We start from the raw sequence: 26126 nt of genomic DNA on the forward strand, positions 1-26126 counted from the left end.
TGAAATAACCGCTGGCGAACACCGGGTGGTCAGATCACACCGTTAAGACTTCACGGTCTCGGCACTGGCCAATTCGAGGAACAGGGCGACATGCACAGGTGGCAGCCCCTCAAGAGTGCCGCCCACGGGAGAAGGGCGCTCGGCGGTCTCGATCAGCTTGCGCGCAGCAGTGGGAGAAAGTGGACTTGCGCTCTGCCGGTACAGCCGCTTCGCTTCGTCCTCTGACAGATGGCCGGGGATGGCAGGAGCATAGGGCCAAAAATAAATCGGTGTATTTGGCTCGATGCGCCAGCTGTCGGCCAGTAAGCCCGCATCGACCACGTTGTAGCCAATATCCTCGATGAAGCGTGCCACGACGCCTTTCGCGCCATGGTTGTCCCCGGCGATGGGTAATGTGGTGCGTTCGACATCACCTCTGGCGCGGGCGTTGTGCTGCATGTGAATCCAGCCCAGGTTGTGAAGGCCTTTCACCACGTTAGCCCCTGGCAAATGGCGTTGCATCAGTTCACTGGAGGTCAGCGCTGCGCGATCGAGGTCGGTCTGTCGGAAACCACCCACGTCAGGGTAATAATTCGTGTGATCGATGACGACTTTGCCTACGAACTGGCTGGCAGGCAAGGACTCGAATGCCGCCAGCGGGATGGCGATGGAGACGATGTCCCCGGCAGTGATCACCTCCGTGACAGTGCCGGCGCGAGCGAGCGGTCCCAGTTCCTCGACCAATGCTGCCAGCGATTCCGGGCCGCGAGAGTTACCGATGACCACGTGATAACCCGCTGCGACCGCGAGGTGCGCAACGGCTTTGCCGACGAGGCCGGAGCCGATGATTCCGATTGTTTGAGTCATGTGTCTAGAGCCTTTCTCAAGGAGCGACGGGCGACCGCCGCCGGGTTCATGCAAACGCTGCATGGACGAACTCTAGGGAACACTAGAAAATTGATAAATAGAGACAAAGCTCACAGACTGTTGCGCATGAATACATCAATCGATCTTTCGGAAATGAGGACGTTCGTCGCGGTGGTGACGGAAGGTTCGTTTACGCTGGCCGCACAACGACTCGGCACTGACAAGGCTCGGGTGAGCCGTGTCGTGACCCGCATGGAGGAGAAACTCAGCGCCCGGCTGCTGACGCGTTCGACGCGTCGGCTGAATGTGACCGAGGTCGGGCGTGATTATTTCGAACGCGCCGTGTGCATTCTCACTGCCGCCGAGGCCGCTGAAGCCGCCGTCGCCGAGCAGTCCAGAGAGCCAAAAGGGTTACTCAGGATCACAGCGGGTTCCGAATTCGGCACGCTGGTCGTCGATGGCTGGATCGCGACATTCCTGAAGCGCGCGCCGAAGGTCACCGTGGACACCGAGTACACCAACCGTCTGGTGGACATTATTCACGAGGGCGTAGATGTCGCCGTGCGTGTCGGCGTATTGCAGGACTCGGGCCTGTCGGCACGCAAGCTGGGGGAGGTGACCTACGGGCTGTACGCAGCCCCTGATTATTTGCACGACAAGGCCACGTTGTCGGCGGTGAGCGATCTCCAGCATCACGACCTGATTATGAAAGCCCCACGCACACGTCCGGACTGGACGCTGTTCAATGGCGTCGACACGGAAACCTTCAGCCAGGCACCTCGCGCCACGGTCAACAGCACCATCGGTGCGAAAAACCTGACGCTGGCCGGTATCGGCATTGCCCAGTTGCCGCGGTTTATGGCGGCGCCTTATGTGGCGAAAGGCTCGCTGGTACGTGTTTTGCCCGCCTGGTATCACGCGCCGGTGCCGGTGCACGCGGTCTTCGCATCCAGCCGTTACATGGACCCGAAAGTACGCAGCTTTGTCGATTTTTCATTAAGCGAATTCGCCAGAACCGTCGGCTGATTCCGGACCCCACCGCAGAGCCTTGCATCTTGCCCGGACGCCAGTGTTGCCCGTGAACTGTTGCGCTCACGGACAACGCTCCGTTGCGTTTCGACCTGTTTATCGACGCCAAAGCCTAGACCTACAGTAGGGATCACAGGCGGCGACAGGCCCCTGAATGCTGAGAGAGCACGGAGCCGGAATCGATTCCGACGGCTCTGGAAACTGGATCGTCAAACAGTGGGAAAGCAATGAATATAGGCATTTTGAATACCGGCAACATCGGGAGCCGACTGGCCCGCGCCTGGGCGGCAGCAGGTCATTCATTGGTGCTGGCCAAGGACGGCGAGGATCGCAAGATTGCACCGCTGCTCACCGAACTGGGCCACAGCGCTCGGCTTGGTACTCAACGAGACGCGGCCGAATTCGGCCAAGCGGTGCTGTTCTCGGTGTATTGGCCCAGGGCCGATGCAATGATCGATGCCGTAGGTGACGCCCTCGACGGCAAGGTCGTGATCGAAACCATGAACCCCCTCGGTGTGACCTCCGATTTCGTCCACTTTCACGATCATGGGTTCATGAGGAACAACTCGACCGCCGAGTACCTTCAAGCGCGTCTGCCCGATGCGCGGGTGGTCAAGGCGTTCAGCCTGTTGGCCGCACCCGTGCTCGAAGCGGGGGCGTGGACAACGTCGCCGATCAAGCCCAGTGTCTTCTATGTCACCGATGATCACGAAGCCGGGCAGATCACCCGGCGATTGATCGAAGACGCAGGCTTGATTCCAGTCAACGCCGGTCCTTTGATGATCGCCCGCCAACTCGAGCAGTTGGGCGTCCTCATGCATCAGATTTCGCAGAATGAATATGAGGGCGACACCGATCTGGTGCGTCTGGCAATGACCGTCATCGAGGCCAGCCCTGGTCCCTTGGTGCGCTGACACTTCCCCCCAAAAAAATTTACTTCCAGGGCAGACTTGTCTTGCCCATCGAGGACATTCATATGCCGACATCACTTATTGGAAAAACCGCACTGGTGACGGGCGGCTCCCGAGGCATTGGTCGCGCCATTGCCGAACGACTTGCTCAAGAGGGAGCCGTCGTTGCGCTGACCTACAACACCGACAGGGCCAGCGCCGACAGGGTGGTCGCGGCCATCGAACACGCAGGGGGCCGTGCCTTCGCGCTTCAGGCGGACCTGACAGATGCCCACGCCATCCCGACCGTCTTCGAGACGCTCGACCGTCAGTTCACCGAGCGTCAGGGCAGTACTCGGCTCGATATCCTGGTCAACAACGCCGGGAATGCGGGCTGGGGAGCGCTGGTCAATGCCACGCCGGAAAGCTGGGACACGCTGTTCGCCGTCCACGCCCGCGCACCGTTTTTTGTCGTTCAATCGGCCTTGACTCGTCTGGCCCAAGGCGGACGGATCATCAACATCTCGTCGGCGACTGGCTCGCGTCCGTTGGCGGCGGTCCCGATTTATTCCATGGCCAAGGCCAGCATCAACAACCTGACCCACGCTCTCGCCTCGGAACTGGGGCCTCGGAGTATTACCGTCAACGCCATCGCGCCGGGCTGGGTTCGCACCGACATGAATGCCGCCGTCCGTGAGGACGCCGGGATGGTCAAGGCCATCGAGGCCGATACCGCATTGGGGCGTTTCGGGGAGACCGATGACGTCGCTGCCATCGTGGCCTTTCTGGCGTCGGAGGAGGGGCGCTGGATCACGGCCCAGGTGATAGAAGCGAGTGGGGGTTACAAACTCTGACGGCTCTGCGAGTGCCCATTTCTCGACAGTGGGCCCTCGCTTACCGCTGCTGCAACGCCACCTTCAATCCCAACCCCACAAACAGTGTGCCGATCAGTTTGCCTTCCCAGCGACGGAGTTTCGCCAGGCCTTTGATACACCGCCCCAATGGGCGGATGGCAATTGCGATGAGGCTGGTGTACGCAACGCTCAGCCCGGAGAAAATCAGCCCCAGCAGGGCGAACTGCACCAATGAAGAATCAGCTCCGGCGTGAACGAACTGGGGCAGAAAGGCGAGGAAGAAGATCGCCGTTTTCGGGTTCAGGACTTCGGTGCCCACGGCTTGCAAGAACGCCTGTTTCGCGCTGACGGTGGGCAGGTCTGGGTGGCTTGTGGCGCCGTGTTTGGCGACGATCGCCCGGACACCGAGGTAAATCAGATAACAGGCGCCGACCAGTTTTACCGTGTTGAACGCGGTGGCCGACGTCATCAGAATCGCCGACAACCCGAGTGCGGCGCTCAAAGTGTGAAGCAGATCTCCCGCCGCAATCCCCAACCCCGTCGCAATGCCCAGCTTTCGACCGCCTTGCAGTGTGCGGGTGATCACCAGCAATACCGCTGGACCGGGAATCAGAAACAGACCGAGGACGACAGCGACGTAGGTCACGAGAGAGGCGGGGTCGAACATGGCGATTGGCTCGGTAAGGGTGGGATCACAGTAATCCCCAGCTGATACGCGAATGCAAGTGGTGAGGCGGGCAGTCCGATGTCACACCCTTTTCACGTTCCTGGTACGTTCGCCTTTCGTCACGACGACCAAAATTTGAACATCACCGCTCTCCCTTGATCTGTACCAGTTTGCCTCCTTCAAATCTCAGGTACTGATACATTCCGCTACGAGGCCCATAGACCCATTGTTCAATTGTCGTGTATTTGCGGCGATCAATGTCGCGTCTGTCTTCGCCAGTCGCGATCTGTTCGCGGCTGGCGGGGGAGCCGCATTTTTGAATGACCTGTGCCATGGCGTCGCCTTCGGAGGCGATTCCGTTGTCGCATCGCATCGAGGCCTCGGCGCAGAGTGTGACAAGAGACAGCAATGCAATGCTGGCGATTCGTTTCGCGAGACGTGGCATTAATTCAATTCCTCAACTAAAAAGTCGATCAGCGCTCGCGCTGAAGGTTTGATGGGTTGCCCCGGGGGGTAAATGGCGTGAACGGCCTTGCTGCCCATCTCCCAGTCGGGGAGTACCTCCACGAGCCGACCGCTTTCGATGTCTGCCCGGCATCCCCACAACCCCGTGGAAATGATGCCCAGGTGTGCCAGCGCCGCTGCTGTAGCGGCCTCGTTGACCGACACTGTGATTCTGCCCTCTACTCGCACCGTCATGGTTTGCCCATCGCGTTGGAAAACCCATGCCTCCCTCGAAAACCCCGATGGGCCCATGATGATCGAGTGCGAGGCCAGATCGGCTGGGGACTTGGGTGCACCGAATCGATTGAGGTACGCGGGCGACGCTGCCAAAAAGCGCCGCGGCGTGCCAATGAGGCGAGCCACCGCAGACGAGTCTTCGAGTGTTCCAAAGCGTAGGGCGACATCAATCGAATCCGAGATTAGATCTTGTAGGTGGTCCGAAAATACGAAAGCAATGCGCAGTCTGGGGTGTGATTCCAAAAAATGGCCTAGACGAGGGATCACCTCCCGGGCCGCAAAACTGATGGAGGCGCCGACTCGCAACTGCCCGCTGAGCTCGCCGTTCCCGCGCACGGCGTGATCGGCATCGTCAATCGCAAGCAGAATAGGATCGATGCGCTCAAGGTAAAGTTTTCCTGCATCCGTCAGGGTCACGGCTCGCGTCGATCGGGCCAGCAACACCACACCGACCTCATCTTCCAGGTTCGCCAGGATCCGTGAAGCGGACGGCTGCGAAAGCCCCATCTCGCGACCTGCCGCAGAAAAACTGCCCGTGCGCGCCACGCGGGCAAACAGCCTTAATGCGGCAAGACGATCACTCATGGCTCAGTCCGTAACGTTTCCGAGACTTTATTGTTCACTCGCAACCTCATCGACTAGCCCTGCCTTTTGTCGTTTGGAAACATGAAACGCCACGCGTCAAAGCGCATTTTCCGTCTCACGATAAACACCTGCGTTTTCCAGCAACGCGTCCAGTACCGGTAGCAGCTCTTCAGGCTCCGGGCGCCGTGTGTAGTCTGGATTAATCTCCGCGTAAGCGATGACGCCTCGGGTATCGATGATGTAGCGCCCCGGTATAGGCAATGTCCAGCTGGGCTCACCATTGAACGTTTCCAGGTTCACCCCGAACTGTTCGTAGAGCGTTCGGATGCTGCCCTCTAGCGTCCAGCGAATGCCGAACTCGGCAGCGACGACACCGCACTTATCGATCAAGATAGGGAACCCCAGAGCGTTGTCTCGGCGGGACGCACGACTGTTTCCCGGGGTCTGCTGAGAAATCGCAATCAGTGTCGCGCCTCTGGCCTGAATGTCTGTTCGCATGCCCTCAAGCGCTTGCAGTTCAAGATTGCAGTAAGGGCACCATACGCCTCGATAGAAGGTGATGACGATGGGCCCCTTTAAGCGCAGGTCATGGGACGTGAAGACGGTACCTTCCGAATCAGGGAGCGCGAATTCAGGTGCGTGATCACCTGTTTGGAGCGCACGCCGTGCATGCCCGGATGCAATCAGTGCATCGGTTGACGCGTGCATGACGGCCAAGGCGTTAGATGGAATCTTCGATTCGAAATCTTGCCTGACGGCATCGAGTTTGGCCTGGAGTGACATCTTGGGTTTCCTGCGTAATGGATTCACGACGGATGATTCCTGACTTGAAACAAGGTCTGTAGCCCTCGGCGGCAACTTTCTTTTATTCGAAATACAAATGCTGCGAGCGAGTGTTTTTCCGTCGAGGGCAGGGTAATGTTCAGGGGGTTTGCGCCGCTGCGAGTCAGCGGAGCCCGCCTGACGCATTGATGCGCTCGCCTGTCAGCCAAGCGGCGTCATCCGAGGCAAGGAATACAACCGTGGGGGCGATGTCTTCGGGCCGGCCGAAACGCCCCAGCGGTGTGGCTGCGGCCATGATCCGTTGTTGCTCGCTGCCTACCAGCCCAATGCGCTCCGTGCCTTCGGTTTCAGTTCCACCGGGTGCCACGACATTAACGCGGATGTTGCGCGGTCCCAGTTCTTTCGCCAGTCCTGCCGACAAGGCATCCACCGCGCCTTTGGTGGAGGAATAGAGCACTGCTGTGGGGACAGGGTTCTTGCTTGAAATCGAGCTGATGTTAATCACGCTACCCCCGGCTTCCGGGAAATATTTGATCGCTTCTTGAATGGTCAGGATCGGACCGAGGACGTTGGTGTTGTATTCCTTGTGAAATTCCGTTTCTGTCACCCGTTCGAATGGCTCGAACTCGAATGTTGCCGCATTGTTGACGAGAATCGACGGAGCGCCAAAGGCCGCCTTTGTTTCTTGAAACAAGCGCTTTACATCGACGGACGAGCCAACATCACCTTGGACGGCAATCGCTTTTCCACCGTTGTTCACAATTTCCAATACGGTGCGTTCGGCCCCGGATCGGCTTGAAGCGTAGTTCACAGCGACTGCCGCACCCGCGGATGCAAGCGCTTTGGCGATGGCCGCACCGATGCCTTTTGAAGCACCGGTGACGATGGCAACTTTTCCGGTCAAATCATTCATATTTGCTAGATCTCGAAGAGGAGGGATGGAGAAGTCAGGCTGTTCAGCCAAGGGGTAACTCAGGTGCCTGGTGTTCACACGGCTGTGAATCCGCCGTCGACCACGAGGTCGGAGCCGGTCATGAACGAGGCAGAATCAGAAATCAGAAAGGCGATCGCTTCTGATATTTCGGCAGGCGCCGCTGCGCGTTTCATCAGCGTGGTACCCAGCAACTCTCGGGTAAGCTCGGGGTTTTTGAAGAACTCGGCGGCCATCGGCGTCTGGACGACACCGGGGTGAACTGAGTTGACGCGGATGTTGTACTTCGCCAAGTCGGAAGCGACGGCTTTGGTCAGCATTTTGATCGCGCCTTTGCTGGCGCAGTAAGCGACCTCCCCATCGAGGTTGGCCACCAGCGCGGCAATCGATCCGGTGTTTACGATCACCCCGCCCCCAAGCCTGCGCATGATCGGTGCAACCGCCTTGCACCCGAGGAATGTGCCATTGACATTGATCTCCATCACCTCGGCGAATTGCTTGCTGGAGAGGTCTTCGAGGGGGGCACGCAGGTAGATGCCGGCATTGTTCACCAAGGCATCGATCCGATGATGCCGATCCATCACATCTTCGACCACTTGAGCCCAATTGGCTCCATCACGCACATCCAGTTTCTGGAAGCTGGCGACGAGCCCCTTGGCCGTCAGCTCCTGCGCCAGTTCCAGCCCGGCGATGGAGTCGATATCGGCGATGACGACTGATGCACCGCGCCCTGCGAATAGCCGGGAATGAGCTTCGCCCAACCCTTGAGCGCCGCCCGTAATCAGGATTACTTTTCCGCCCAGTTTGCTCATTGGAGTCACTCCGATTTAAGGTGATGAACATCCTAATGGGTAGGTTTCTTATCGCTATCCTCCAAATAGTCGTATCTTTTGTGCCTGGAATGCTCGAATGGTCACCATCGTGGAAAAAACCGCCGGGCTTGTTGCTTTCGTACGGACTGTCGACGCGGGTTCGTTCAGCGGAGCGGGGAGATTGCTCGGTGCGAGTCCTTCCGCAGTGTCAAAAAGTGTGGCGCGGTTGGAAAAGAGACTGGGCGTGTTGTTGTTGCGGCGCTCCACTCGAACCCTGAATCTCACGGCCGAAGGCAGTGTGTATTACGACTTTGTCGCGCCACTGCTCCAAGGCATCGAAAGCGCCGAAGACGTGGTGCAATCCAGCGCATCGGCGCGAGGACTTTTACGTATCAGTGTGCCAGTCCTGGTGGGGCGAACGCTGGTCTCGGGATGGGTTAAAGCGTTCGCGTCACGCTCTCCGAACATCAAGCTGGAAGTTACCGTCACAGACCGCAATGTTGATTTGATTCGCGAAGGTTATGACGTGGCGATACGCATCGGTCGACTAGACGACACTGGCCTCATTGGTCGGCATCTCGCTGACACGGCCTACACCCTGGCCGCTTCTCCTGAATATCTCGCTCGGCGAGGTTACCCCGAAACCGTTCAGGATTTGGAAGACCATGAGAGCGTGCGATACCTGCTCGCTGGGCGACCGTTTCCCTTCGTGTTTGCTGACGGTCGCCGTGTGCTGCCGGAAGGAGGCTTCGACACCGATGATGCCGTCACGCTTTTGCAGGCGGCGCTGGATGGGATGGGCGTGATCCAGCTGCCAGCGTTTGCGCTGCTGGACGATCTGGAGCAGGGTCGGCTGGTTCGCGTGCTGCCCCACGAGCCAATGGAGACCACGTCGATTCATGTACTGCATGCGTTTGGAAGGCAGGTGCCGATGCGGGTTCGGTTGTTTATCGATTATCTGCTGGAGACTCGCGAGCGCTTTGAGCGGCTGGGCATGCAGACCTGAGATTGAGCACATCTGATGCCTCACCACCCCCGATGGTGCTCCAGCAAGAAATCCACGAATACCCGAACCCGCGCTGTCATGGTCGAGCCGCCCACGAACACGGCGTGGATCGGTTCGCGGTCGCCGGGGTTGTAGTCTTCCAGCAGGGGAACGAGCAGACCGCGTTCGATGTCCTCGGCCACGGAGAACGCGCCGATGCGCGCGATGCCCGCGCCGAGTATCGCCAGTTGTGAAAGCGCTTCACCGCTGCTGCATTCGAGGCTGCCGCTGACTTTAAGGGAAAAATGTTCGCCGTTGCGACAGAACGGCCAACCGTCTGCGACGCGGCGAAAATTGAAGCGCAAGCAGTTGTGGCGGGTGAGGTCTTCGGGTTCGAGGGGCAGGCCGTGTTGTTCGACATAGCCGGGGGAGGCGACGATCACCTGGCCGGTTTCGCCGATGCAGCGGGCAGTCAAGGGGCTGTCGGGCAGGTCACCGAAGCGGATCGCCACGTCGGCCTGGCCCGCGAGAATGTCGACGATTTCATCGCCCAGGGTCAGATCCACGAGGATTTCCGGGTACTGCGCGCTGAACGCGGCGATCAGCGGCACGATGGTAAGGCGACCGTGTGCCAGCGCTGCGCTGACCCTCAGGCGCCCTCGTGGGACACCTTGGCTTGTGATGGCTTCTTCGACTTCGGCCATGTCCGCCAGAATGCGCCGCGCACCGCGCAGGTACGTTTCGCCTTCGGCGGTGAGGGCAATCGCCCGGGTCGTGCGCAACAGCAGGCGGGTTCCAATGCGTTGCTCGGTACGGGCGATGATCCGGCTGACGGCCGAGGGCGTGAGGTCCAGTGCCCGGGCAGCCGCTGAGAAGCTTCCCGTCTGGGCCACCTTGGCGAACACCTCCATCTCACCCGACTTACCGTTGAGGTCCATTTGTGCTCCTGACGCAAAAGTGCTTGTACAGAAAGCGGTCTACCGCCTTTAAAGCGGTGATCGTAGCATTTGCGGCATAGATAAGGAGCTTCTCATGCGTATCAATCCACCCCTCATCGCGCTCTCGATCGGTGCCTTTGGCATCGGCGTGACCGAGTTTGCGCCCATGGGCATGTTGCCCGGTATTGCCGCCGACCTCGGCGTTTCCATCCCAACCGCCGGGCTGCTGGTCAGCGCCTATGCATTGGGCGTGCTCATCGGCGCGCCCCTGATGACCCTGACCACCGGAAAAATTCCACGGCGTGCTCTGCTGATCGGCTTGATGGCCATTTTCACGTTGGGCAACCTGATGTCGGCGCTGGCGACCAACTACGAAAGTCTGCTCATCGCCCGGGTGGTGACCTCACTGAACCACGGCGCGTTTTTCGGCATTGGCTCGATTGTCGCTGCCAGCGTGGTGGCGCTTGAGAAACGGGCAGGGGCCGTCGCCGCCATGTTCATGGGGCTGACCATCGCTACGATTGGCGGGGTGCCGCTGGCCAGTTGGTTCGGCGAAATGCTGGGTTGGCGAACGGCGTTCTGGGGCATTGCCGGTCTCGGTTTTGTGGCAATGATTTCCCTCTGGTTCGCCTTGCCTAACCTGCCGCTGCCGAAGAGTGACGGCGTGATGGCGGAGGTTCGGGTGTTGCTCCGGGGATCGGTGCTGTCTGCCTTGGCGCTGACGGTCATCGGCTCGGGCGCGATGTTCACGGTGTTCACCTACATCGCGCCGATCCTGCAAAGTGAAACCCACGCCTCCACCGGGTTCATTACCGCCATGCTGGTGCTGTTCGGTGTGGGCCTGACGCTGGGCAATGTGTGGGGTGGCAAGGCGGCGGATCGCTCGGTCGACCGGACATTGATCGTCTCGCTGGTGGTGTTGATCGTGGTGTTGCTGGCGTTCTCGGTGCTCATGCGCTGGCCGCTGCCGACCGCGCTGGCGATTCTGGTCTGGGGCGCGGCGAGCTTTGCCTTGGTGCCGCCGTTGCAGATGCGGGTGATGGAAGCCGCGAAAGACGCACCGAACCTGGCCTCGGCGGTGAACATCGGCGCGTTCAACTTCGGCAATGCCATCGGTGCTGTGTTGGGCGGCGCGGTGATCAATGCGGGTCTGGGCTACCCCGCGATTTCGCTGGCGGGAGCCATGATGGCGGGGCTGGGCCTGTTGATGGTGTTGGGGTTTGCCTGGCGCGCGCGGTCCCGCTCGGTAGGGTATGCCTGACAAGGCGAGTGCGCCCGGATGTGCTGCCACGCCGCAGCACATCCGGGCGAAGCGGTGCCCGTCGTTATTCCATCGCTTCCGCGACCCCCTGATCCTCCCCCAGAAACCCGCCGCTCTGGTGCTGCCAGAGCCGTGCGTAGGTGCCGTTCTTTTCGAGCAATTCGGCGTGAGTGCCTTGTTCGATGATCCGGCCTTCATCCATGACGATCAGCCGATCCATCGCCGCGATGGTGGACAGCCGGTGGGCGATGGCGATCACGGTCTTGCCCTGCATCATTTCATCGAGGCTTTCCTGAATGGCGACCTCGACTTCCGAATCCAGCGCGCTGGTGGCTTCGTCCAGCAGCAGGATCGGCGCGTTCTTGAGCATCACTCGCGCGATTGCCACGCGTTGGCGCTGGCCGCCGGAGAGTTTGATGCCGCGTTCGCCGACCAGCGTGTCGTAGCCAGAGTGGCCTTGCTTGTCGCTCAACTGACGGATAAACCCATCGGCCTGGGCCATGCGGGCGGCTTCGTAAACGTGCTCGTCGGTGGCGTCGGGCCGGCCGTAGGCGATGTTGTCGCGGATGGAGCGGTGCAGCAGCGAGGTGTCCTGCGTGACCATGCCGATAGCGCTGCGCAGGCTGTCCTGAGTGACGTGGGCGATATCTTGGCCATCGATGTGAATCCGGCCTTTGTCCACATCATAGAAGCGCAGCAGCAAGTTGATCAGCGTGGATTTGCCGGCGCCGGAACGACCCACCAGGCCGATCTTTTCACCCGCACGAATGCTCAGGCTCAAGCCGTCGAGCACCTGGCGTTCGCCGTTGTAGTTAAAGCTCACGTTGTCGAAGGTGACGGCGCCGCCGGAGGTCGCCAGTACACTTGCGTCGGGCGCGTCCTGCACCTTGGGGCCGCGCGTGAAAGTGGTCATGCCGTCCTGCACGGTGCCGATGCTCTCGAACAGCGAGGTCATCTGCCACATGATCCAGTGAGACATGCCGTTGATGCGCAAGGCCATGGCCGTGATCGCCGCCACTGCACCCGCACCGACGTCGCCCTGATGCCAGAGCCACAGCGCGTAGCCACCGGCGCCGAAGATCAACCCGACCACCAGCGCCTGATTGACGATCTCGAACTGGCTCACCAGACGCATCTGGCGAAAGCCCGTGTGCTTGAAGTCTTCCATTGCCGCGCGGGCGAAGTGCGCCTCACGCTTGGAGTGAGAAAACAGCTTCACGGTGGTGATGTTGGTGTACGCATCGGAGATGCGCCCGGTCATCGACGAACGTGCGTGGGCCTGTTCCTGCCCGACCTTGCCCAGACGCGGCACGAAGTACCACATCGCCAGGCCAAACAGCACGATCCAGGCAATGAAAGGCAGCATCAGCTTCAGCGCGAAGCCACCGGCCAGCGCAATGATCGCGATGAAATACACGCCGATGCCGGGGGCGATTTCGATCAGGGTGAACAGCACTTCGCGCACGGCCAGGGCAGTCTGCATCACCTTCGTGGTGACCCGGCCCGAGAACTCGTCAGAAAAAAACGATAGGCTTTGCCGCAGCATCAGGCGGTGAAAGTCCCAGCGCAGCCGCAGTGGCAAGTTAATCGCCAGCACCTGGTGCTGCACCATTGTGCGCAAGGCCACCAGCCCGACGCTGGTCACCAGCACGATGCCGATGCCCCACAGTACGCGGCTTTCCTGCGCGACCGCCGCGTCTCCGCCGTCTTTCCAGGAAGAGAGCAGGTCCACCACTTGGCCCAGAAAGGAAAACAGCCAGGCTTCGTAGATCGAGACCCCGGCGCTGAGCAGGGCGAGGGCGAGCACATAGCCACGAGCGCCACGGGTGCAGGCCCACAAAAACCGCACCAGACCGTCCGGTGGCGGCGGGACTTCGTCTGGCGGGAAAGGGTCGAGCCATCGTTCAAATGCGCGAAGCATTGGGTTCTCCATCACGTTTCAGTCGGGGGATTTTGCCATTGAACGGTATCGATGAGGGGATAACCGCTCTCGCGCACCGATATCGAGAGGCGTCCTGCACTTTCGTCTCGCATCGTCGAGCGCGTTGCGACTCAGCGCACACGCAATCGACTCTGCACGGCAAGGTCCAGTGCTTTCTGCATGTCCAGCCGGGCCGAGCGCCCCACATCCTTGTCGTTCAAACGATGGTCACGCTCCGAGGGGAGGATCGGTGCCGTCAGGTCTTCTGCGTCCATGGGCTCGAAATCGTAATTGTCACCGAGGGTCAGCGCGCTGCGCCGCAATAGCATGCGCAGCTGCTCGGGTGTCAGGTCGGGGTTGATTGACAGCATGGCCGCCACGACGCCGGTGACCATTGGCGTCGCGTAAGACGTACCGCAATGCACGGCGCCGGTCTGATCGGGGGCTTGGGTGGAGGCGTGGACGCAGGCCGAGGCCGTGATATCCACGCGCATGTCGATGTTCGAGCTGTTGCGTTTGACCGCGTAAGCCGGGTCATCGACGGAGAGGTCGGCCCGGTCGCTTCGCTGGTGTCCGCCCACCACCAACAGCTGGTCGGTGATGAATGACGACGGCAGGCGGTACTCATCCGTGCCCGAAAACGAGGCGCCGTTCCCGGCGGAATTGATCACGATCACGTCCGGGTGTTCCTTGCGCAGCCACAGGAAAAACTCCTCCAGCAGTTCTTCGTAACCGCTCATGGCGATGCCCGAGCGCAGCAACGAATCGACGTCGTCGCCGTTGACGTTCTTCGCGCCGACGCGGTGAATCCCCCAACTCCAGTTCAGCACCCGCACACCGTCTTCGACGAGGTTCACCGAGGCGGCAATGTTGGCGGTGATGCCTGCGTCGGAATTACGCTCGACGATCACCTCGAAGCCGCCGCTGGCCGGGTCGAGCCCCTTGAGAAAACCCGTATTGCCGCCGTTGTCCCACGCGGCGGCAAGAATGCCCGCGACCGTAGTGCCGTGGCCATCGGGTTTTTGCGCGTCCCGGGCGTACACGCAGGTGCGCGGCACGCTGCAATCACCGAGGTAGCCCGCGAAGTCAGCCGTGTCGAAGTCGACATCTCGCTCGATCAGGCCAATGCGCATCGGTTGAGGATGAAGGGGGGCTTGCGACGCCGGGATGCGGCGCCGGTAGTAATTCACGGCATCCAGAAAACGGTTCGCCGCCCACTCATCCGAGTCCACGTCAGGCTTGTCGGCGACCGGGCGGGGGGCGTCGGCTTCCTCGTTTTTTTCTGGCGCTGATTCTTCGACCACCACCGCGTCCACGCTGGTTTCGCTGCCCAACCGCAGCACCAGCGCGTCCCGCTCCACCAGGTTTTTCGCGGGCAGGCGCAGTTGATACAGGTTCAGCGGCGCAATGCTGCCCACCACCGTCGCGCCGTATTTGGCCGCCAGACGCGTGGCCTCCTGACGGCCATCGTGGTCCTCCTCGATCAACAGGCTCACCAGATCGACGTACGTGGTCAGGCCGTCCATGTTTTTGGCCACTTCGTTCGGTTTCGCAGCGACCACGTGGCTGCCCTGGGCGGTCAGCCACACTGCGTTGCTCGAACGGTCGCCCTGTTTCACCACCAGCGGTCCGCTGGCGTGGTCGCGCGCGTTCAGGCGGATGTTCAGGCTGTCGCCGTCGCGCTGTACCGTTTGCGCGGGTAACGGCTTGCCGTCGAGGGTCAGGGTCGCAGTGTCCGGGGTCAGGCCCCGCACCTCAGCGCACCACGTGGAATGCTCGCGGTCCAGCAGGTCGCCGCACCGGTTCAGGCGTTCCAGCCGTAGCGGCACCTGCGCGTCGACCAGCGGGCTGAACGCCAGGAAAAAGAAGGCGCTGAAGGTGGCAAGAGAGTAGGGCATCGGCCGATGGCTCATTAAAGAAAGGGCTGGTATTCCGACTGAAAGCCAGTGTGCTTCGTTCAATACCATGCCCAGACAACGGCCTCGGATTACCCTGGCTTCAGCGCGAGCCTACCTTCTGTGGAAAGCGCCTCGAATCACACGGCGGAAGATGAGAATCTCGCGCACAGCATTGCGGCGATGCCGGCAACTATTGCGATGAGGGCTGCGACGACGGGAATGGCCACCATCGCGTAACCCGCGGACAGCACGAGGCTGCCCGCCCAGGACCCCAGTGCCACGCCAACGTTGAACGCCGAAATATTCAAGGTCGAGACCAGGTTGGGTGCTCCGGTGCCAAATCGCATCACGTTGACCTGGGTGACCGGGATGGCCGCGAAGGTGGCAACGCCCCACAGGAACCAGTTGAGTTGCGATAACAGCCAGTACGGGCTGCTCCATCTCAGCGTCAGCGAAACCACCGAAATGGCGACCGCGATCAGAATCAGAGCACGATTGACGTTCCAGTCGGCCAACTTTCCTCCGAGCAGGCTACCCACGGTCATGCCGACGCCGACCAGGAAAAGGCTTCGCGTCACGCCGTCTCCGGTGAGCCCCGTGACGTCCCGCAACAGGGGGGCGATGAACGTGAACAACGGAAACGCGCAGCCTGTGAACAGTGCGGTCACGCCCAGCGTCGCCCATATGCGCAGATCCTTGAGCGCCCGCAGTTCTGCCCGTAGATCGGGTTTTGCATCGTTGTCGTTGGCTGGAATGAGCATCGACAGACCGATCACGGCGAGGACGCCCACGCCCGCAATGGCCCAGAACGGAGTGCGCCAGCCGTCCCATTGCCCCAGTGCCGTGCCTATCGGAACGCCTGCGATGGTGGCCAGGGTCAAGCCGAGAAACATGGTGGCAATGGCCGTTGCTTTGCGATGTTCCGGGACGAGATTGGCGGCCATGACTGCACCAATGCCGAAAAAAGCACCTTGCCCGAGGGACGTCACCACGCGTGCCGCCAGCAGTGAGACATAGCTCGCCGCAAGCACGCAAAGCAGGTTGCCGATCACGAACAGAACCATGAGGGCCATCAACGAGCTCTTGCGGGAAAACCGTGACGTGATGAGGCTCATGATCGGCCCACCGACAGCGATTCCCAGTGCGTAGGCGGTGACCACCCACCCGGCCATCGGCACCGAGACCTGCAGATCGGCGGCGATGTCAGGCAGCAAGCCCATCATCACGAATTCACACGTGCCCAGAATAAAGGTGGCGAGTGTGAGGACGAAGACGGCGATCGGAATTCGATCGTTCGCCTTGCGTATGGCTGAGGTGTCTTGCACGTGAGCTCCTGCGACCCGTGTCGCTGCGGATAGAGAAAAAGGGAAGGAGGGGGAACGCCCTTGTTTCAAGCAAGCCCGAGGGTTTATCCACGGCCACTTCTACAAGGGCGGGCAGGCTTAGGCGCCGTAGCCGCCGTCGACAGCAAATCCGGCGCCAGTGATGTGCCCGGCGGTGGAACCGCTCAAAAAGGCCACCATCGCTGCAACGTCTTCGGTCTTGCCGTAGCGACCCAGCGCGATGGCGTCACGCATGGCGTCGGAACCTTCGCCGTCGGCGGGGTTCATGTCGGTGTCGGTCGGGCCGGGATGGACGATGTTGACGGTGATGCCACGCGGCCCCAAGTCCCGCGCCAGTCCCTTGGTGAAGGCAATCAGCGCCGCCTTGCTCATCGAATAGATGCTCAGGTTGGGCATCGGCACGCGCTCGGCCAGAACGCTGCCAAGGTTGATGATGCGGCCGCCGTCGGGCAAGTGCGGCAGTGCCGCCTGGCTGGCCAGGATCACCGACTTGATGTTGATGTCGACGACACTGTTCAGCGTCGCCAGATCAAGCGCCTCCAATGGCCCGTACTGGAAGATCCCGGCGTTGTTGATCAGGATGTCCAGGCCGCCCAGTGCGTCGACGGCCTGGTCGATCGAATCTTTCACCGCTTGTGGGTCGGCACTGTTGGCTTGAAACGCAAAGGCCTTGCGCCCGGTTGCGTTGATCTCTGCGACCAGCGCTTCGGCTTTGTCGCGGGACCGTTCGTAGGTAATGGCGACATCCGCACCTTCGGCAGCCAGCGCCAAGGCAATGGACTTGCCGATGCCGCGACTGGCGCCGGTCACCAAAGCTCGTTTTCCGTTAAGAGTGGACATCTTCTTTTCTCCTGACATAAATGAGGCGGCCGCCCTGTCACATGTGAACAGTTCAGCCGCCTGTTGGTAGTGCGTTATTACCGTGTTGATCGCCGCCAATCGACGGGTCTGAAGTCGACGCATGTTGTCTCCATCAATCCAATGAAAGAGTTCAACCGTTATAAAAAGAGCTTGTTAAATAAGTGCGTGGTTGAACGCGAAACACCGTGCTCAACTCACTGTGAGTACGATCGTTAACGTGAGCCGATCTAAACGTGGCCATAAGTTCAGAGACGAGCGTGCGGTGCGTCAGACCTTTATATGAAGATTGCCCTGTTGGGCGCTGGCAGCCTGGCCCTGTTGTTGAAGCGAGGACGTTGCACGTTGTCTGGCGTTTTGTATTCGGGCGAAGTCGTCGAGGTTCTGCAGTGCATGGACCGTTTTGATGTAGTCCGGCACGACATGAAAACCGTATTCATCAAGGCCTGAAGTCGCGGTGCGCAGGCTCGAGATTCGTGCGGCAAAGTAATCGAGTGCATTCATTTTCTCGTTCGGCCGTGTCTGATTGCCAAGTGCATCGAGGTGCGTTCCTGCCGCGACCATCAAATTGGCCGTGATTTTATCGATCAAGCCCAACGCATAAAGATTTTTGCTGATCAAACCTAATTCGACAGGTGTGACGGCGCTGATATCGAATTGCGAAAAGCTGGCGCCTAGCCCCAACTTCTCCAGCGCAGCGGTGTCCAGAACACCCTCCTTCTTTCCGATCTCTCTTAATACCTGTTGCGTGGTAAACGATGAACTTGCACGCGTCGTTGCACTGGCCATTTTAATGGACACGGCGCCAAGCGAAGTTCCGACGGCACTGGGCATTTCATCACCTTTACAAGAGTCGATAGTGTGTCGGGTGCAGCGAGGTGCCACCGGGGGTGGGAGCGGCGAAAGTTCCGCGTACGCCTGTCACGAATACATCAGGGCCGTATCCGGTGAACTGTCATCGTCATCATCCGGCGACAGCCCTGACTGGGCCTTTTGGCTCAGTGCCTCCAACCATATTTCGTGCTGTTCGATGAGGCCCTGCGTGAAGCGGTCGGTGGCCCAGATCCCCAGCGTGCTGATCTGCGTTTCATCGGTGATGACCAAGGTCTGAGTCTCGGAAAGCGGGTGCAAATACCAGGTGTGATAAGCCATGACCCCTTCGGCACGTGCGACCCATCCCAAACGTTTTTCGAATTCGAAATCATGAACGGTGGAGGTGAGGCGGAACCCGAACGTCGACCATTTGAAGACAGAGCCCGCCTTCAGCGCAGGGCCGGGCCAGATGACAAATTCCACGTCCTGAGCGTTGGCGTACCACTGGGGCCAACGCCGGGCATAGGTGAGCCATGCCCATACCTTGGACACTGGCGCCGGGATCACCTTCTCATTGCGAGCGCACAGTGGTGCGTTCCTCGGATGGTAGGCCTCGGGCCAATGAATGTCGGCTCTCAGGGTCGGCAGCAATGCATGAAGTGCCTGTTTATCCATGGGGCTTACCTCGAGTGAGATTGAAGAACGGTATGGATGAAGCATTTGGGGTTCACGAGGCTCTGATCGGAGATCGCGGGACGACATGTTCGCCCGACGCCAGAAGCACCTCGGCGGCAGGGCGCTGCCCGAATCTCGGTCGAGACGTGATGCAGCGCAGACTAGGATTGCCGTGATACAACTACAAACAATCGTTTTTTGTATGAGATACAAATATGAACAAGGTATCCCGGCTGGGCGTCAGGCAACTGCGCATCTTCGCTGCGTTGCTCAAGACGCGAAACCTGAGTGCCGTTGCTGACCAGATGGGGCTGACGCAGCAGGCGGTCAGCGCCAACCTGACGACGTTGCGTGAGGTCTTCAGCGATCCATTGTTTGCCCGCACCGGCCGAGGTGTGATGCCCACGGCACTGGCGCTCGAACTGCGCGGCGAAGTGGATGACATTCTTGCGGCACTCGAGCGGCTGGTAGAGCGCGCTCCGTTCGATCCCGCTCAAGTGGTCGGCACATTGAACGTCTCGGCGTCGGATTACGCCCATCAAGTTGTCATTGCGCCCAAGCTGGCTCAGATCCGGCAACAGGCGCCCGGTCTGAAGCTGATCCTCAGCGAAATGCTGGTCGATGCGGTGGCCAACAAGATGGCGAGCGGCGAAATCGATCTGGTCATTTCCTTGAATGATTACGTTCCGGCGCATTTCTCCCGGCAAACGCTGTTCGACGAGCACTACGTCTGTGTCGCAGGGGCGGGCTCACCCCTCGCAAAAGGGCGCATCAGCCTGTCGACATTGGCTCGACAACCCCATGTCGTGGTATCCCCGGCGCGGGCTAATCTCATCGGTTCCGCCGATGGCTGGTTCCAGGCCCGTGGCCTCACGCGTGAGGTGATTCTGTCGGTCCCGCATTTTCTGCTGGTGCCGTCGATGGTCAGCACCGCGAACGCGGTCGCGTTCCTTCCCTCGCGCTTACTGCCATCCCCCGGCCTGGTGGCGCTGCGGCTGGAGGATGATGCTTGCCCGCCTGGCTATCAACTCATTGCGGCGTGGCACCCTCGCTCCAATTCGAATCCGCTGATCAACTGGCTCGTCGGGTTGCTGTCTTCCTGAGCAGGCGGTGCGAGTCAAGGTCGTGATAGTGGCGGCAAACGCCACAATCAGTGTCCGCATGCGTCGTTTATCAATCCACCGCCCCCTCCCACAATGGCCGCCCTCGGTTCCCTTGGCATCAGCGGGGAACAATACAGCCAGGGCGCTAGGCCCTCAGGCTTCAAATCCGGACAGTGGAAAATATGACGATGTCAGCGAATCGCAGGCGGTGGGGTGTGGCAGTGACGGCCGTGTTAATCGTGGGTGGCGGGTTGGGTGTGGGCTCGTCGCAGAGAACGCCTCACGGGGTGATCGGTTTTGCCGAAGCGGCAGGCGCGGTCCAGGCTACGGAAGTGGGTGTGGCGGTGGTCAACGCGCAGCCGGTCACGGAGCGTCAGGGGTATTCCGGCCGACTACAGGCTATCGACGACATTGCGATTCGGCCGCTGGTGTCCGGGACCCTCGTCGGTGTGCATTTCAAAGACGGCAGTCTGGTGAAGCGGGGCGACGTGCTGTTCAGCATCGACCCCAAGCCGTATCAGGCCGAAGTGGACCGTGCGGCGGGTGTCCTCGCCGCCTCCCAGGCTCGCGTGGCATTCGCATCCGCCGATGCGGCACGCGCCGAGCGGCTCATTGCAAGCAACGCCATCTCCAAACGGGACCTGGACGAGAAGGTCAACGCGTTGCGCGAGACACAGGCGAACGTCAAGACCGCGACGGCGGCACTGGACGCCGCCAACATCAATCTTGGCTATACGCGTGTGAAAGCACCGGTGGCGGGGCGGGTGTCGCGGGCGGAACTGACCGTGGGCAATACCGTAGCCAGTGGCGCCTCTGCTCCGGTGCTGACGACGCTGGTTTCGGTGTCACCGATTTATGCGGCGTTCGACGTCGACGAGCAGACCTACCTGGCGTACCTGTGTTGTTCATCGGGTGCTCCGGTGCCAGTGTCCCTCGGTTTGGCGAACGAGACCGGTTATTCCCGCAGCGGCGTGATCGATTCTGTCGACAACCAGATGAACAGCGGCTCCGGCACCATCCGCGTGCGCGCCCGCTTCGATAACCTCGATGGTGCGCTGTTGCCGGGCCTCTATGCGCGCATTCAGGTGTCGGCAGGCCGAGCCCACGATCGGGTGTTGATCAACGATGCGGCGGTGGGGACCGATCAGACCCGCAAGTACGTGCTGGTCGTCGATGAGCAAGAGCGGGCGCAGTATCGGCAGGTCGAACTGGGCAACCTCCACGACGGATTGCGCATCGTTCTAAGCGGGCTTCAGCCGGGTGAACGGATCATCGTCAACGGCGTGCAGCGCGTGCGGCCCCAGGAAAAGGTCAGTGTTCAAACCGTCGACATGGCGAATCTGAGCCCTTCCATCAAGCCTGCAGCCTAAGCGACGGATTCTTTCATGAACATCTCGAGATTTTTTATCGACCGGCCGATCTTCGCCGGTGTGTTGTCCGTGCTGGTGGTGCTCGCCGGGCTGATCGCGCTGGCCAGGCTGCCGTCCGCCGAATACCCCGAAGTGGTGCCGCCTTCTGTGCTGGTGCATGCGCAATACCCGGGCGCCAGTTCGAAGGTCATTGCCGAAACCGTTGCCTCTCCGATCGAAGAGCAGATCAATGGTGTCGAGGACATGCTTTATATGCAGTCGCAGGCGACCAGCGACGGCCAGATGACCACCACCGTGACATTCAAGCTCGGGACCAACCCTGACCTGGCGCAGCAACTGGTGCAAACCCGCGTGGCGCAGGCGTTGCCGCGTCTGCCCGAGGACGTCCAGCGCCTGGGGGTGACCTCGATCAAGTCCTCGCCGACGCTCACCATTGCGGTGAACCTGGTGTCACCCGACCGTCGCTACGACCGGGCTTACCTGCGCAATTACCTGTTGATCAACGTGCGCGATCGCCTGGCGCGGATTCCCGGCGTCGGCGAGGCGCGGCTCTGGGGCGGTGGCGATTACGCGATGCGCGTCTGGCTGGACCCGCAAAAGATTGCGCGGCTGGACATGACTGCTTCCGATGTGGTGAACGCCATCCGTGAGCAAAACGTTCAAGTGGCAGCGGGCATGGTCGGCGGTTCCCCCATGATCGCCAACGTTCCGCAGCAGCTGACCATCGACGCCCAGGGGCGGTTGAAAACCGAGCAAGAGTTCCTCGACATCATCTTGAAGTCATCCCCCGGCGGCGCGATTACGCGACTCTCGGATGTGGCGCGGGTCGAGATGGGCGCTGCCGAATACGGCCTTCGTTCATTGCTCGACAATGAGCAGTCGGCTCAGGTGGTGATCTTCCAGCAGCCCAACGCCAACTCGCTGCAGATTTCCAAAGACGTGCGCGCCGCCATGGCTGAGTTGCGCGCGGACATGCCCGAGGACATGGATTACCGGATTGCCTACGACCCCAGTCAGTTCGTCCAGGAAAGCATCAACGCGGTGATCATGACCTTGCTCGAGGCCATCGCGTTGGTGGTGCTGGTGGTCATTGTCTTCCTGCAAACCTGGCGCGCCTCGCTCATCCCTTTGCTAGCGGTGCCGGTCTCGATCATCGGGACGTTCGCCCTGTTACTCGCCTTCGGATTCACCATCAATGCGCTGTCACTGTTCGGTATGGTGTTGGCGATCGGCATCGTGGTTGATGACGCCATCGTCGTGGTCGAGAACGTCGAGCGCAACATCGAAGCCGGCCTTTCGCCCCGCGATGCGACGTACAAAGCCATGCAGGAAGTCAGTGGTCCGATCATCGCCATCGCACTGACGCTGGTGGCCGTGTTCGTGCCGCTGGCGTTCATGTCCGGACTGACGGGCCAGTTCTACCAACAATTCGCGATGACGATTGCCATTTCCACGGTCATCTCCGCGTTCAACTCACTGACCCTTTCGCCCGCGCTGGCAGCGATTTTGTTGAAGGGACACGGCGCCCCCAGAGACTGGCTGACCCGGATCATGGATCGCCTGTTCGGGCGCTTTTTCGATGGCTTCAACCGGTTGTTCAACCGCGGGTCCGAGGCTTACGGGCGCGGCGTGGGCCGCATGATCAATCGCAAGGTCGTGATGCTCGCCCTTTACGGTCTACTGGCCGCAGGGGCGGTGTACATGGGCAAGGTCGTGCCCGGTGGTTTCGTACCCCAGCAAGACAAGGATTACGTGCTGGCGGTCGCTCAACTGCCCAATGGGGCATCGATGGAGCGCACCGAGCAGGTCGTGCGGGAAATGGCCGACATCGCCTTGAAACTGCCAGGCGTAGAACGGGCCGTTCAATACCCTGGCATGTCGATCAACGGCTTTACGCATTCCTCCAGCGCGGGTTTGATTTTCATGATCCTCAAGCCTTCGCGGCAACGGGGAGAGGGTGAATCGACGGCGGATATCGTGAAGGCATTGAACGCCCGCTACGGCAAGATCAAAGAGGCCAGCGTCGCCGCGTTTCCTCCACCGCCCGTCTTGGGACTGGGGACCTTGGGCGGATTCAAATTGCAGCTCGAAGACCGTGGTTCGTTGGGCTACGAGGCGTTGAACGCGGCCACCCAGGCGTTTCTGGCCAAGGCTGCAGAGGCGCCTGAGCTGGGGCCTGCGTTCTCTACTTTCCAGATCAACGTGCCACAGCTGAACGTCGAGCTCGATCGGGTGAAGGCCAAGCAATTGGGCGTGTCTGTGACCGATGTGTTCGAGACACTGCAGATCTACCTGGGCTCCACCTACATCAACGACTTCAACAAATTCGGGCGGGTCTATCAGGTGAGGGCGCAGGCCGACGCGCCGTTCCGTGCCACGGCTGCTGACATTGGTTTGCTGAAAGTGCGCAATGGGGCGGGTGAGATGGTGCCGCTGTCTACTCTCATCACAGTGACCACGACCTATGGTCCGGAGTCGGTCGTGCGTTACAACGGTTTTCCCGCGGCCGATATCAATGGCGGACCTGCGCCGGGCTACTCCTCCGATCAGGCGCAGGCGGCAGTGGAACGCATCGCCAACGAAGTCTTGCCGCGAGGCATTCGCTTTGAGTGGACAGACCTGACGTACCAACAGGTGCTGGTGGGCAATGCATCGCTGTGGGTATTCCCGATCAGTCTGATTCTGGTGTTTCTGGTGCTGGCCGCGCTTTACGAAAGCCTCACCTTGCCGTTGGCAATCATTCTGATCGTGCCCATGAGCCTGCTGTCCGCCCTGGTCGGGGTATGGCTGACCGACGGCGACAACAACATTTTTACCCAAATCGGTCTGATGGTGCTGGTGGGGCTGTCGGTGAAAAACGCGATCCTCATCGTGGAGTTCGCGAGGGAGTTGGAGATGCAAGGGCGCACTATCGTGCAAGCCGCCGTGGAGGCGAGCCGTCTGAGACTGCGCCCCATTCTGATGACGTCCATCGCCTTCATCATGGGTGTCGTTCCGTTGGTGTTTTCTTCTGGTGCGGGGGCCGAAATGCGAGCCGCGATGGGTATCGCCGTGTTCTTCGGCATGCTGGGGGTGACCTTGTTCGGGCTCATGCTCACGCCGGTTTTCTACGTGCTGTTGCGCAAGCTGTCCGGGGTCGAGCATCTGGTCGATAAACATGGCATGCACCCAAACCTTCAAAGCGTGGCCGCCGGGCACCCGCACCACGACGAGCGGTCCCTTGTGCGCGCAGCGTCTCCCGAGTATTCGAAGTGAGTGGCGGAATGAGAAAACAGTCGATCAATAAACCGAACGTGAAGGCGATGTGGCTGTTGTCCACGCTGATGCTCGCAGGCTGCGCGCAAACCCCTGACTACCTGAAGCCTGAGATGGTGCTGCCCCCATCGTTCAAGGAAACGTCCGCATTGCCGGACCCTGAAGCGGGCGAGTGGAAGAGGGCGCAGCCTTCCGAGGAGGTCGCCAGGGGGCAGTGGTGGAAAGTCTTTGACGACCCGTTGCTGGATAAGTTGGAGGAAGAAGCGCAACTGCAAAATCAGAACCTGCTGGCCGCCGTGGCACGTCTCAAACAAGCCAGAGGTTTCGGTCAGATGGCCAATGCGGATCGGTTTCCCACCCTGAGCGGCGGGATAGGGCCCTCTCGGCAACGGCTGTCGTCCGAGACTCAACCCGAGGCAGGCGGTGGGCTGCAACAGACCTTCTGGCGCGCTCAGGCAGGGGCTTCGTACGAAGTCGACCTGTTTGGCCGTGTTTCCGCGTCGGTTGCAGCCGCCAATGCCGATACGGAGCGAGGGGTGGCCCTGCTTCGGTCCGTGTTGCTGAGTGTGCAGGCGGACGTGGCACAGCATTATTTTGCGTTGCGTCAACTGGATGCCGAGCTGGAAGTATTTGCCGGCGCCGTGACCTTGCGCGAGCAAGCGCTGGCACTTATCGAGCACCGGTTTGCGATGGGCGATATCGGCGAGCTGGATGTGGCTCGTGCCAAGGCGGAACTGGCGACCACGCGATCCGACGCGATGTCGGCCCAACGGCTGCGCGCTGTGTCGGAACATCGCTTGGCCCTGTTATTGGGAAAGATGCCTTCACAGTTCTCGATCACGGCTCACCCGCTTAAGGACATTCAGGTCGAGGTCCCTGCCAGCTTGCCCTCTTCACTGTTGGAGCGTCGCCCCGACATTGCAGCCGCTGAACGCACCATGGCCGCAGCCAACGCGCGCATCGGCATGGCCAACGCGGCGTTTTTCCCGTCGCTCACGTTGACGGCCGCCGCAGGCTTCGAGTCAGGTTCCTTGAGCAATCTGTTCAACTGGAGCAGCCGCACGTTCCTGCTGGGCCCATTGGTGGGGACGGCGTTGAACATGCCTCTGTTCGATGGCGGCTTTCGCAAGGGCAATCTTGCGGTGGCCAAAGCGGTCTACGAAGAAGACGTGGCGCGATATCGTGAGCAGGTGCTGCTGGCGTTCCAGGAGGTCGAGGACAATCTCTCGGAGCTGCGGATCTTGCGTGAGCAAGCGGTGGAGCAGGCCCGCGCGGTCGACGCTTCTCAGCGCGCGGCCACGATTGCGCGCACGCAATACGACGAAGGGGACGTCATCTACCTGTCGGTGCTCGACGCGGAGCGCACGGCGTTGCAGTCCAGGCGCAGTGCTATTCAGTTACAAGGAGGCCGGGCGACGGCGACGGTCAATCTGATCCGGGCCTTGGGCGGGGGCTGGGACGCGCCGGGACAGACCATGGCGATCGCCGATTAATCAATCACCCCGTCCGGCATGACAAAAACCCTGGCGCGCTGCACATCGCGGGCCTGGGTTTCTTTGTATCTCATA

At 60.6% G+C, this 26126-nt stretch carries 23 protein-coding genes; 9 read left to right on the top strand and 14 right to left on the bottom strand.

Annotation, left to right across the window (positions count from 1 at the left end):
* Positions 1-42: 42 nt before the first annotated feature.
* Positions 43-846, bottom strand: a complete 804-nt coding sequence (locus tag AAEO81_RS13695; protein ID WP_341964124.1) for an NADPH-dependent F420 reductase — start codon at positions 844-846, stop codon at positions 43-45.
* A 126-nt stretch (positions 847-972) separates the two neighbouring features.
* On the opposite strand from AAEO81_RS13695, the gene AAEO81_RS13700 reads away from it, so the two are divergent.
* From AAEO81_RS13700 to AAEO81_RS13710, 3 genes are all read left to right on the top strand, one after another.
* Positions 973-1872 carry a LysR family transcriptional regulator gene (locus AAEO81_RS13700; RefSeq protein WP_341964125.1) on the top strand — a complete coding sequence of 300 codons (900 nt, stop codon included), beginning with the start codon at positions 973-975 and terminating at the stop codon, positions 1870-1872.
* Positions 1873-2102: 230 nt separating this feature from the next.
* Positions 2103-2789: an NAD(P)-binding domain-containing protein gene (locus AAEO81_RS13705; protein ID WP_341964126.1), complete on the top strand. Its 687-nt coding sequence runs from the start codon at positions 2103-2105 to the stop codon at positions 2787-2789.
* A gap of 62 nt (positions 2790-2851) precedes the next feature.
* The gene (locus AAEO81_RS13710; RefSeq protein WP_341964127.1) at positions 2852-3619 is read left to right on the top strand and encodes an SDR family oxidoreductase; all 768 of its coding nucleotides are present in this window, start codon (positions 2852-2854) and stop codon (positions 3617-3619) included.
* A 40-nt stretch (positions 3620-3659) separates the two neighbouring features.
* On the opposite strand, the gene AAEO81_RS13715 is transcribed toward AAEO81_RS13710, so the two are convergent.
* The 6 genes from AAEO81_RS13715 to AAEO81_RS13740 form a co-directional block, all read right to left on the bottom strand.
* Positions 3660-4286: a LysE family translocator gene (locus AAEO81_RS13715; RefSeq protein WP_341964128.1), complete on the bottom strand. Its 627-nt coding sequence runs from the start codon at positions 4284-4286 to the stop codon at positions 3660-3662.
* A 142-nt stretch (positions 4287-4428) separates the two neighbouring features.
* A complete protein-coding gene (locus AAEO81_RS13720) occupies positions 4429-4731 on the bottom strand; it encodes a DUF2845 domain-containing protein (protein ID WP_341964129.1) in 303 nt (100 codons plus the stop codon).
* Positions 4731-5612, bottom strand: coding sequence for a LysR family transcriptional regulator (locus AAEO81_RS13725; RefSeq protein WP_341964130.1), 882 nt, complete (start codon positions 5610-5612; stop codon positions 4731-4733). The genes AAEO81_RS13720 and AAEO81_RS13725 overlap by 1 nt, the downstream gene beginning before the upstream one ends.
* A gap of 96 nt (positions 5613-5708) precedes the next feature.
* The gene (locus AAEO81_RS13730) at positions 5709-6422 is read right to left on the bottom strand and encodes a peroxiredoxin-like family protein (RefSeq protein ID WP_341964131.1); all 714 of its coding nucleotides are present in this window, start codon (positions 6420-6422) and stop codon (positions 5709-5711) included.
* A gap of 136 nt (positions 6423-6558) precedes the next feature.
* Entirely contained in the window at positions 6559-7308 is a 750-nt protein-coding gene (locus AAEO81_RS13735) for a glucose 1-dehydrogenase (protein WP_341964132.1), read from the bottom strand.
* Positions 7309-7382: 74 nt separating this feature from the next.
* Complete coding sequence (locus AAEO81_RS13740) at positions 7383-8138, bottom strand: glucose 1-dehydrogenase (RefSeq protein ID WP_341964133.1); 756 nt, start codon at positions 8136-8138, stop codon at positions 7383-7385.
* Positions 8139-8235: 97 nt separating this feature from the next.
* Between AAEO81_RS13740 and AAEO81_RS13745 the strand changes: the two genes are divergently transcribed.
* Positions 8236-9144 carry a LysR family transcriptional regulator gene (locus tag AAEO81_RS13745; protein WP_341964134.1) on the top strand — a complete coding sequence of 303 codons (909 nt, stop codon included), beginning with the start codon at positions 8236-8238 and terminating at the stop codon, positions 9142-9144.
* Between the two features lie 20 nt (positions 9145-9164).
* Here the strand turns inward: AAEO81_RS13745 and AAEO81_RS13750 are convergent, their stop codons facing one another.
* Positions 9165-10061, bottom strand: a complete 897-nt coding sequence (locus tag AAEO81_RS13750) for a LysR family transcriptional regulator (protein WP_341964135.1) — start codon at positions 10059-10061, stop codon at positions 9165-9167.
* A gap of 94 nt (positions 10062-10155) precedes the next feature.
* Between AAEO81_RS13750 and AAEO81_RS13755 the strand changes: the two genes are divergently transcribed.
* Positions 10156-11322, top strand: a complete 1167-nt coding sequence (locus AAEO81_RS13755) for an MFS transporter (RefSeq protein WP_341964136.1) — start codon at positions 10156-10158, stop codon at positions 11320-11322.
* Between the two features lie 64 nt (positions 11323-11386).
* Here the strand turns inward: AAEO81_RS13755 and AAEO81_RS13760 are convergent, their stop codons facing one another.
* The 6 genes from AAEO81_RS13760 to AAEO81_RS13785 form a co-directional block, all read right to left on the bottom strand.
* Positions 11387-13243, bottom strand: a complete 1857-nt coding sequence (locus AAEO81_RS13760) for an ABC transporter ATP-binding protein (protein WP_341964137.1) — start codon at positions 13241-13243, stop codon at positions 11387-11389.
* 131 nt (positions 13244-13374) lie between these two features.
* Positions 13375-15141 carry a S8/S53 family peptidase gene (locus AAEO81_RS13765; protein WP_341964138.1) on the bottom strand — a complete coding sequence of 589 codons (1767 nt, stop codon included), beginning with the start codon at positions 15139-15141 and terminating at the stop codon, positions 13375-13377.
* A 137-nt stretch (positions 15142-15278) separates the two neighbouring features.
* Positions 15279-16427, bottom strand: a complete 1149-nt coding sequence (locus tag AAEO81_RS13770) for an MFS transporter (protein ID WP_341964531.1) — start codon at positions 16425-16427, stop codon at positions 15279-15281.
* Positions 16428-16583: 156 nt separating this feature from the next.
* On the bottom strand, positions 16584-17324 hold the full coding sequence (locus AAEO81_RS13775) for a 3-oxoacyl-ACP reductase family protein (protein WP_341964139.1): 741 nt from the start codon (positions 17322-17324) through the stop codon (positions 16584-16586).
* A 288-nt stretch (positions 17325-17612) separates the two neighbouring features.
* A complete protein-coding gene (locus AAEO81_RS13780; protein WP_341964140.1) occupies positions 17613-18176 on the bottom strand; it encodes a hypothetical protein in 564 nt (187 codons plus the stop codon).
* A gap of 87 nt (positions 18177-18263) precedes the next feature.
* A complete protein-coding gene (locus AAEO81_RS13785) occupies positions 18264-18830 on the bottom strand; it encodes an SRPBCC family protein (RefSeq protein WP_341964141.1) in 567 nt (188 codons plus the stop codon).
* A gap of 215 nt (positions 18831-19045) precedes the next feature.
* On the opposite strand from AAEO81_RS13785, the gene AAEO81_RS13790 reads away from it, so the two are divergent.
* The 4 genes from AAEO81_RS13790 to AAEO81_RS13805 all read left to right on the top strand — a co-directional run bounded on the left by AAEO81_RS13790 (position 19046) and on the right by AAEO81_RS13805 (position 26051).
* Positions 19046-19933, top strand: coding sequence for a LysR family transcriptional regulator (locus AAEO81_RS13790; protein WP_341964143.1), 888 nt, complete (start codon positions 19046-19048; stop codon positions 19931-19933).
* Positions 19934-20148: 215 nt separating this feature from the next.
* A complete protein-coding gene (locus tag AAEO81_RS13795; RefSeq protein WP_341964144.1) occupies positions 20149-21303 on the top strand; it encodes an efflux RND transporter periplasmic adaptor subunit in 1155 nt (384 codons plus the stop codon).
* A 15-nt stretch (positions 21304-21318) separates the two neighbouring features.
* The gene (locus AAEO81_RS13800) at positions 21319-24558 is read left to right on the top strand and encodes an efflux RND transporter permease subunit (protein WP_341964145.1); all 3240 of its coding nucleotides are present in this window, start codon (positions 21319-21321) and stop codon (positions 24556-24558) included.
* Between the two features lie 8 nt (positions 24559-24566).
* Entirely contained in the window at positions 24567-26051 is a 1485-nt protein-coding gene (locus tag AAEO81_RS13805) for an efflux transporter outer membrane subunit (RefSeq protein ID WP_341964146.1), read from the top strand.
* Positions 26052-26126: the final 75 nt, after the last annotated feature.

Source organism: Pseudomonas sp. RC10, assembly GCF_038397775.1.
Taxonomy (GTDB): Bacteria; Pseudomonadota; Gammaproteobacteria; order Pseudomonadales; family Pseudomonadaceae; genus Aquipseudomonas; species Aquipseudomonas bambusae.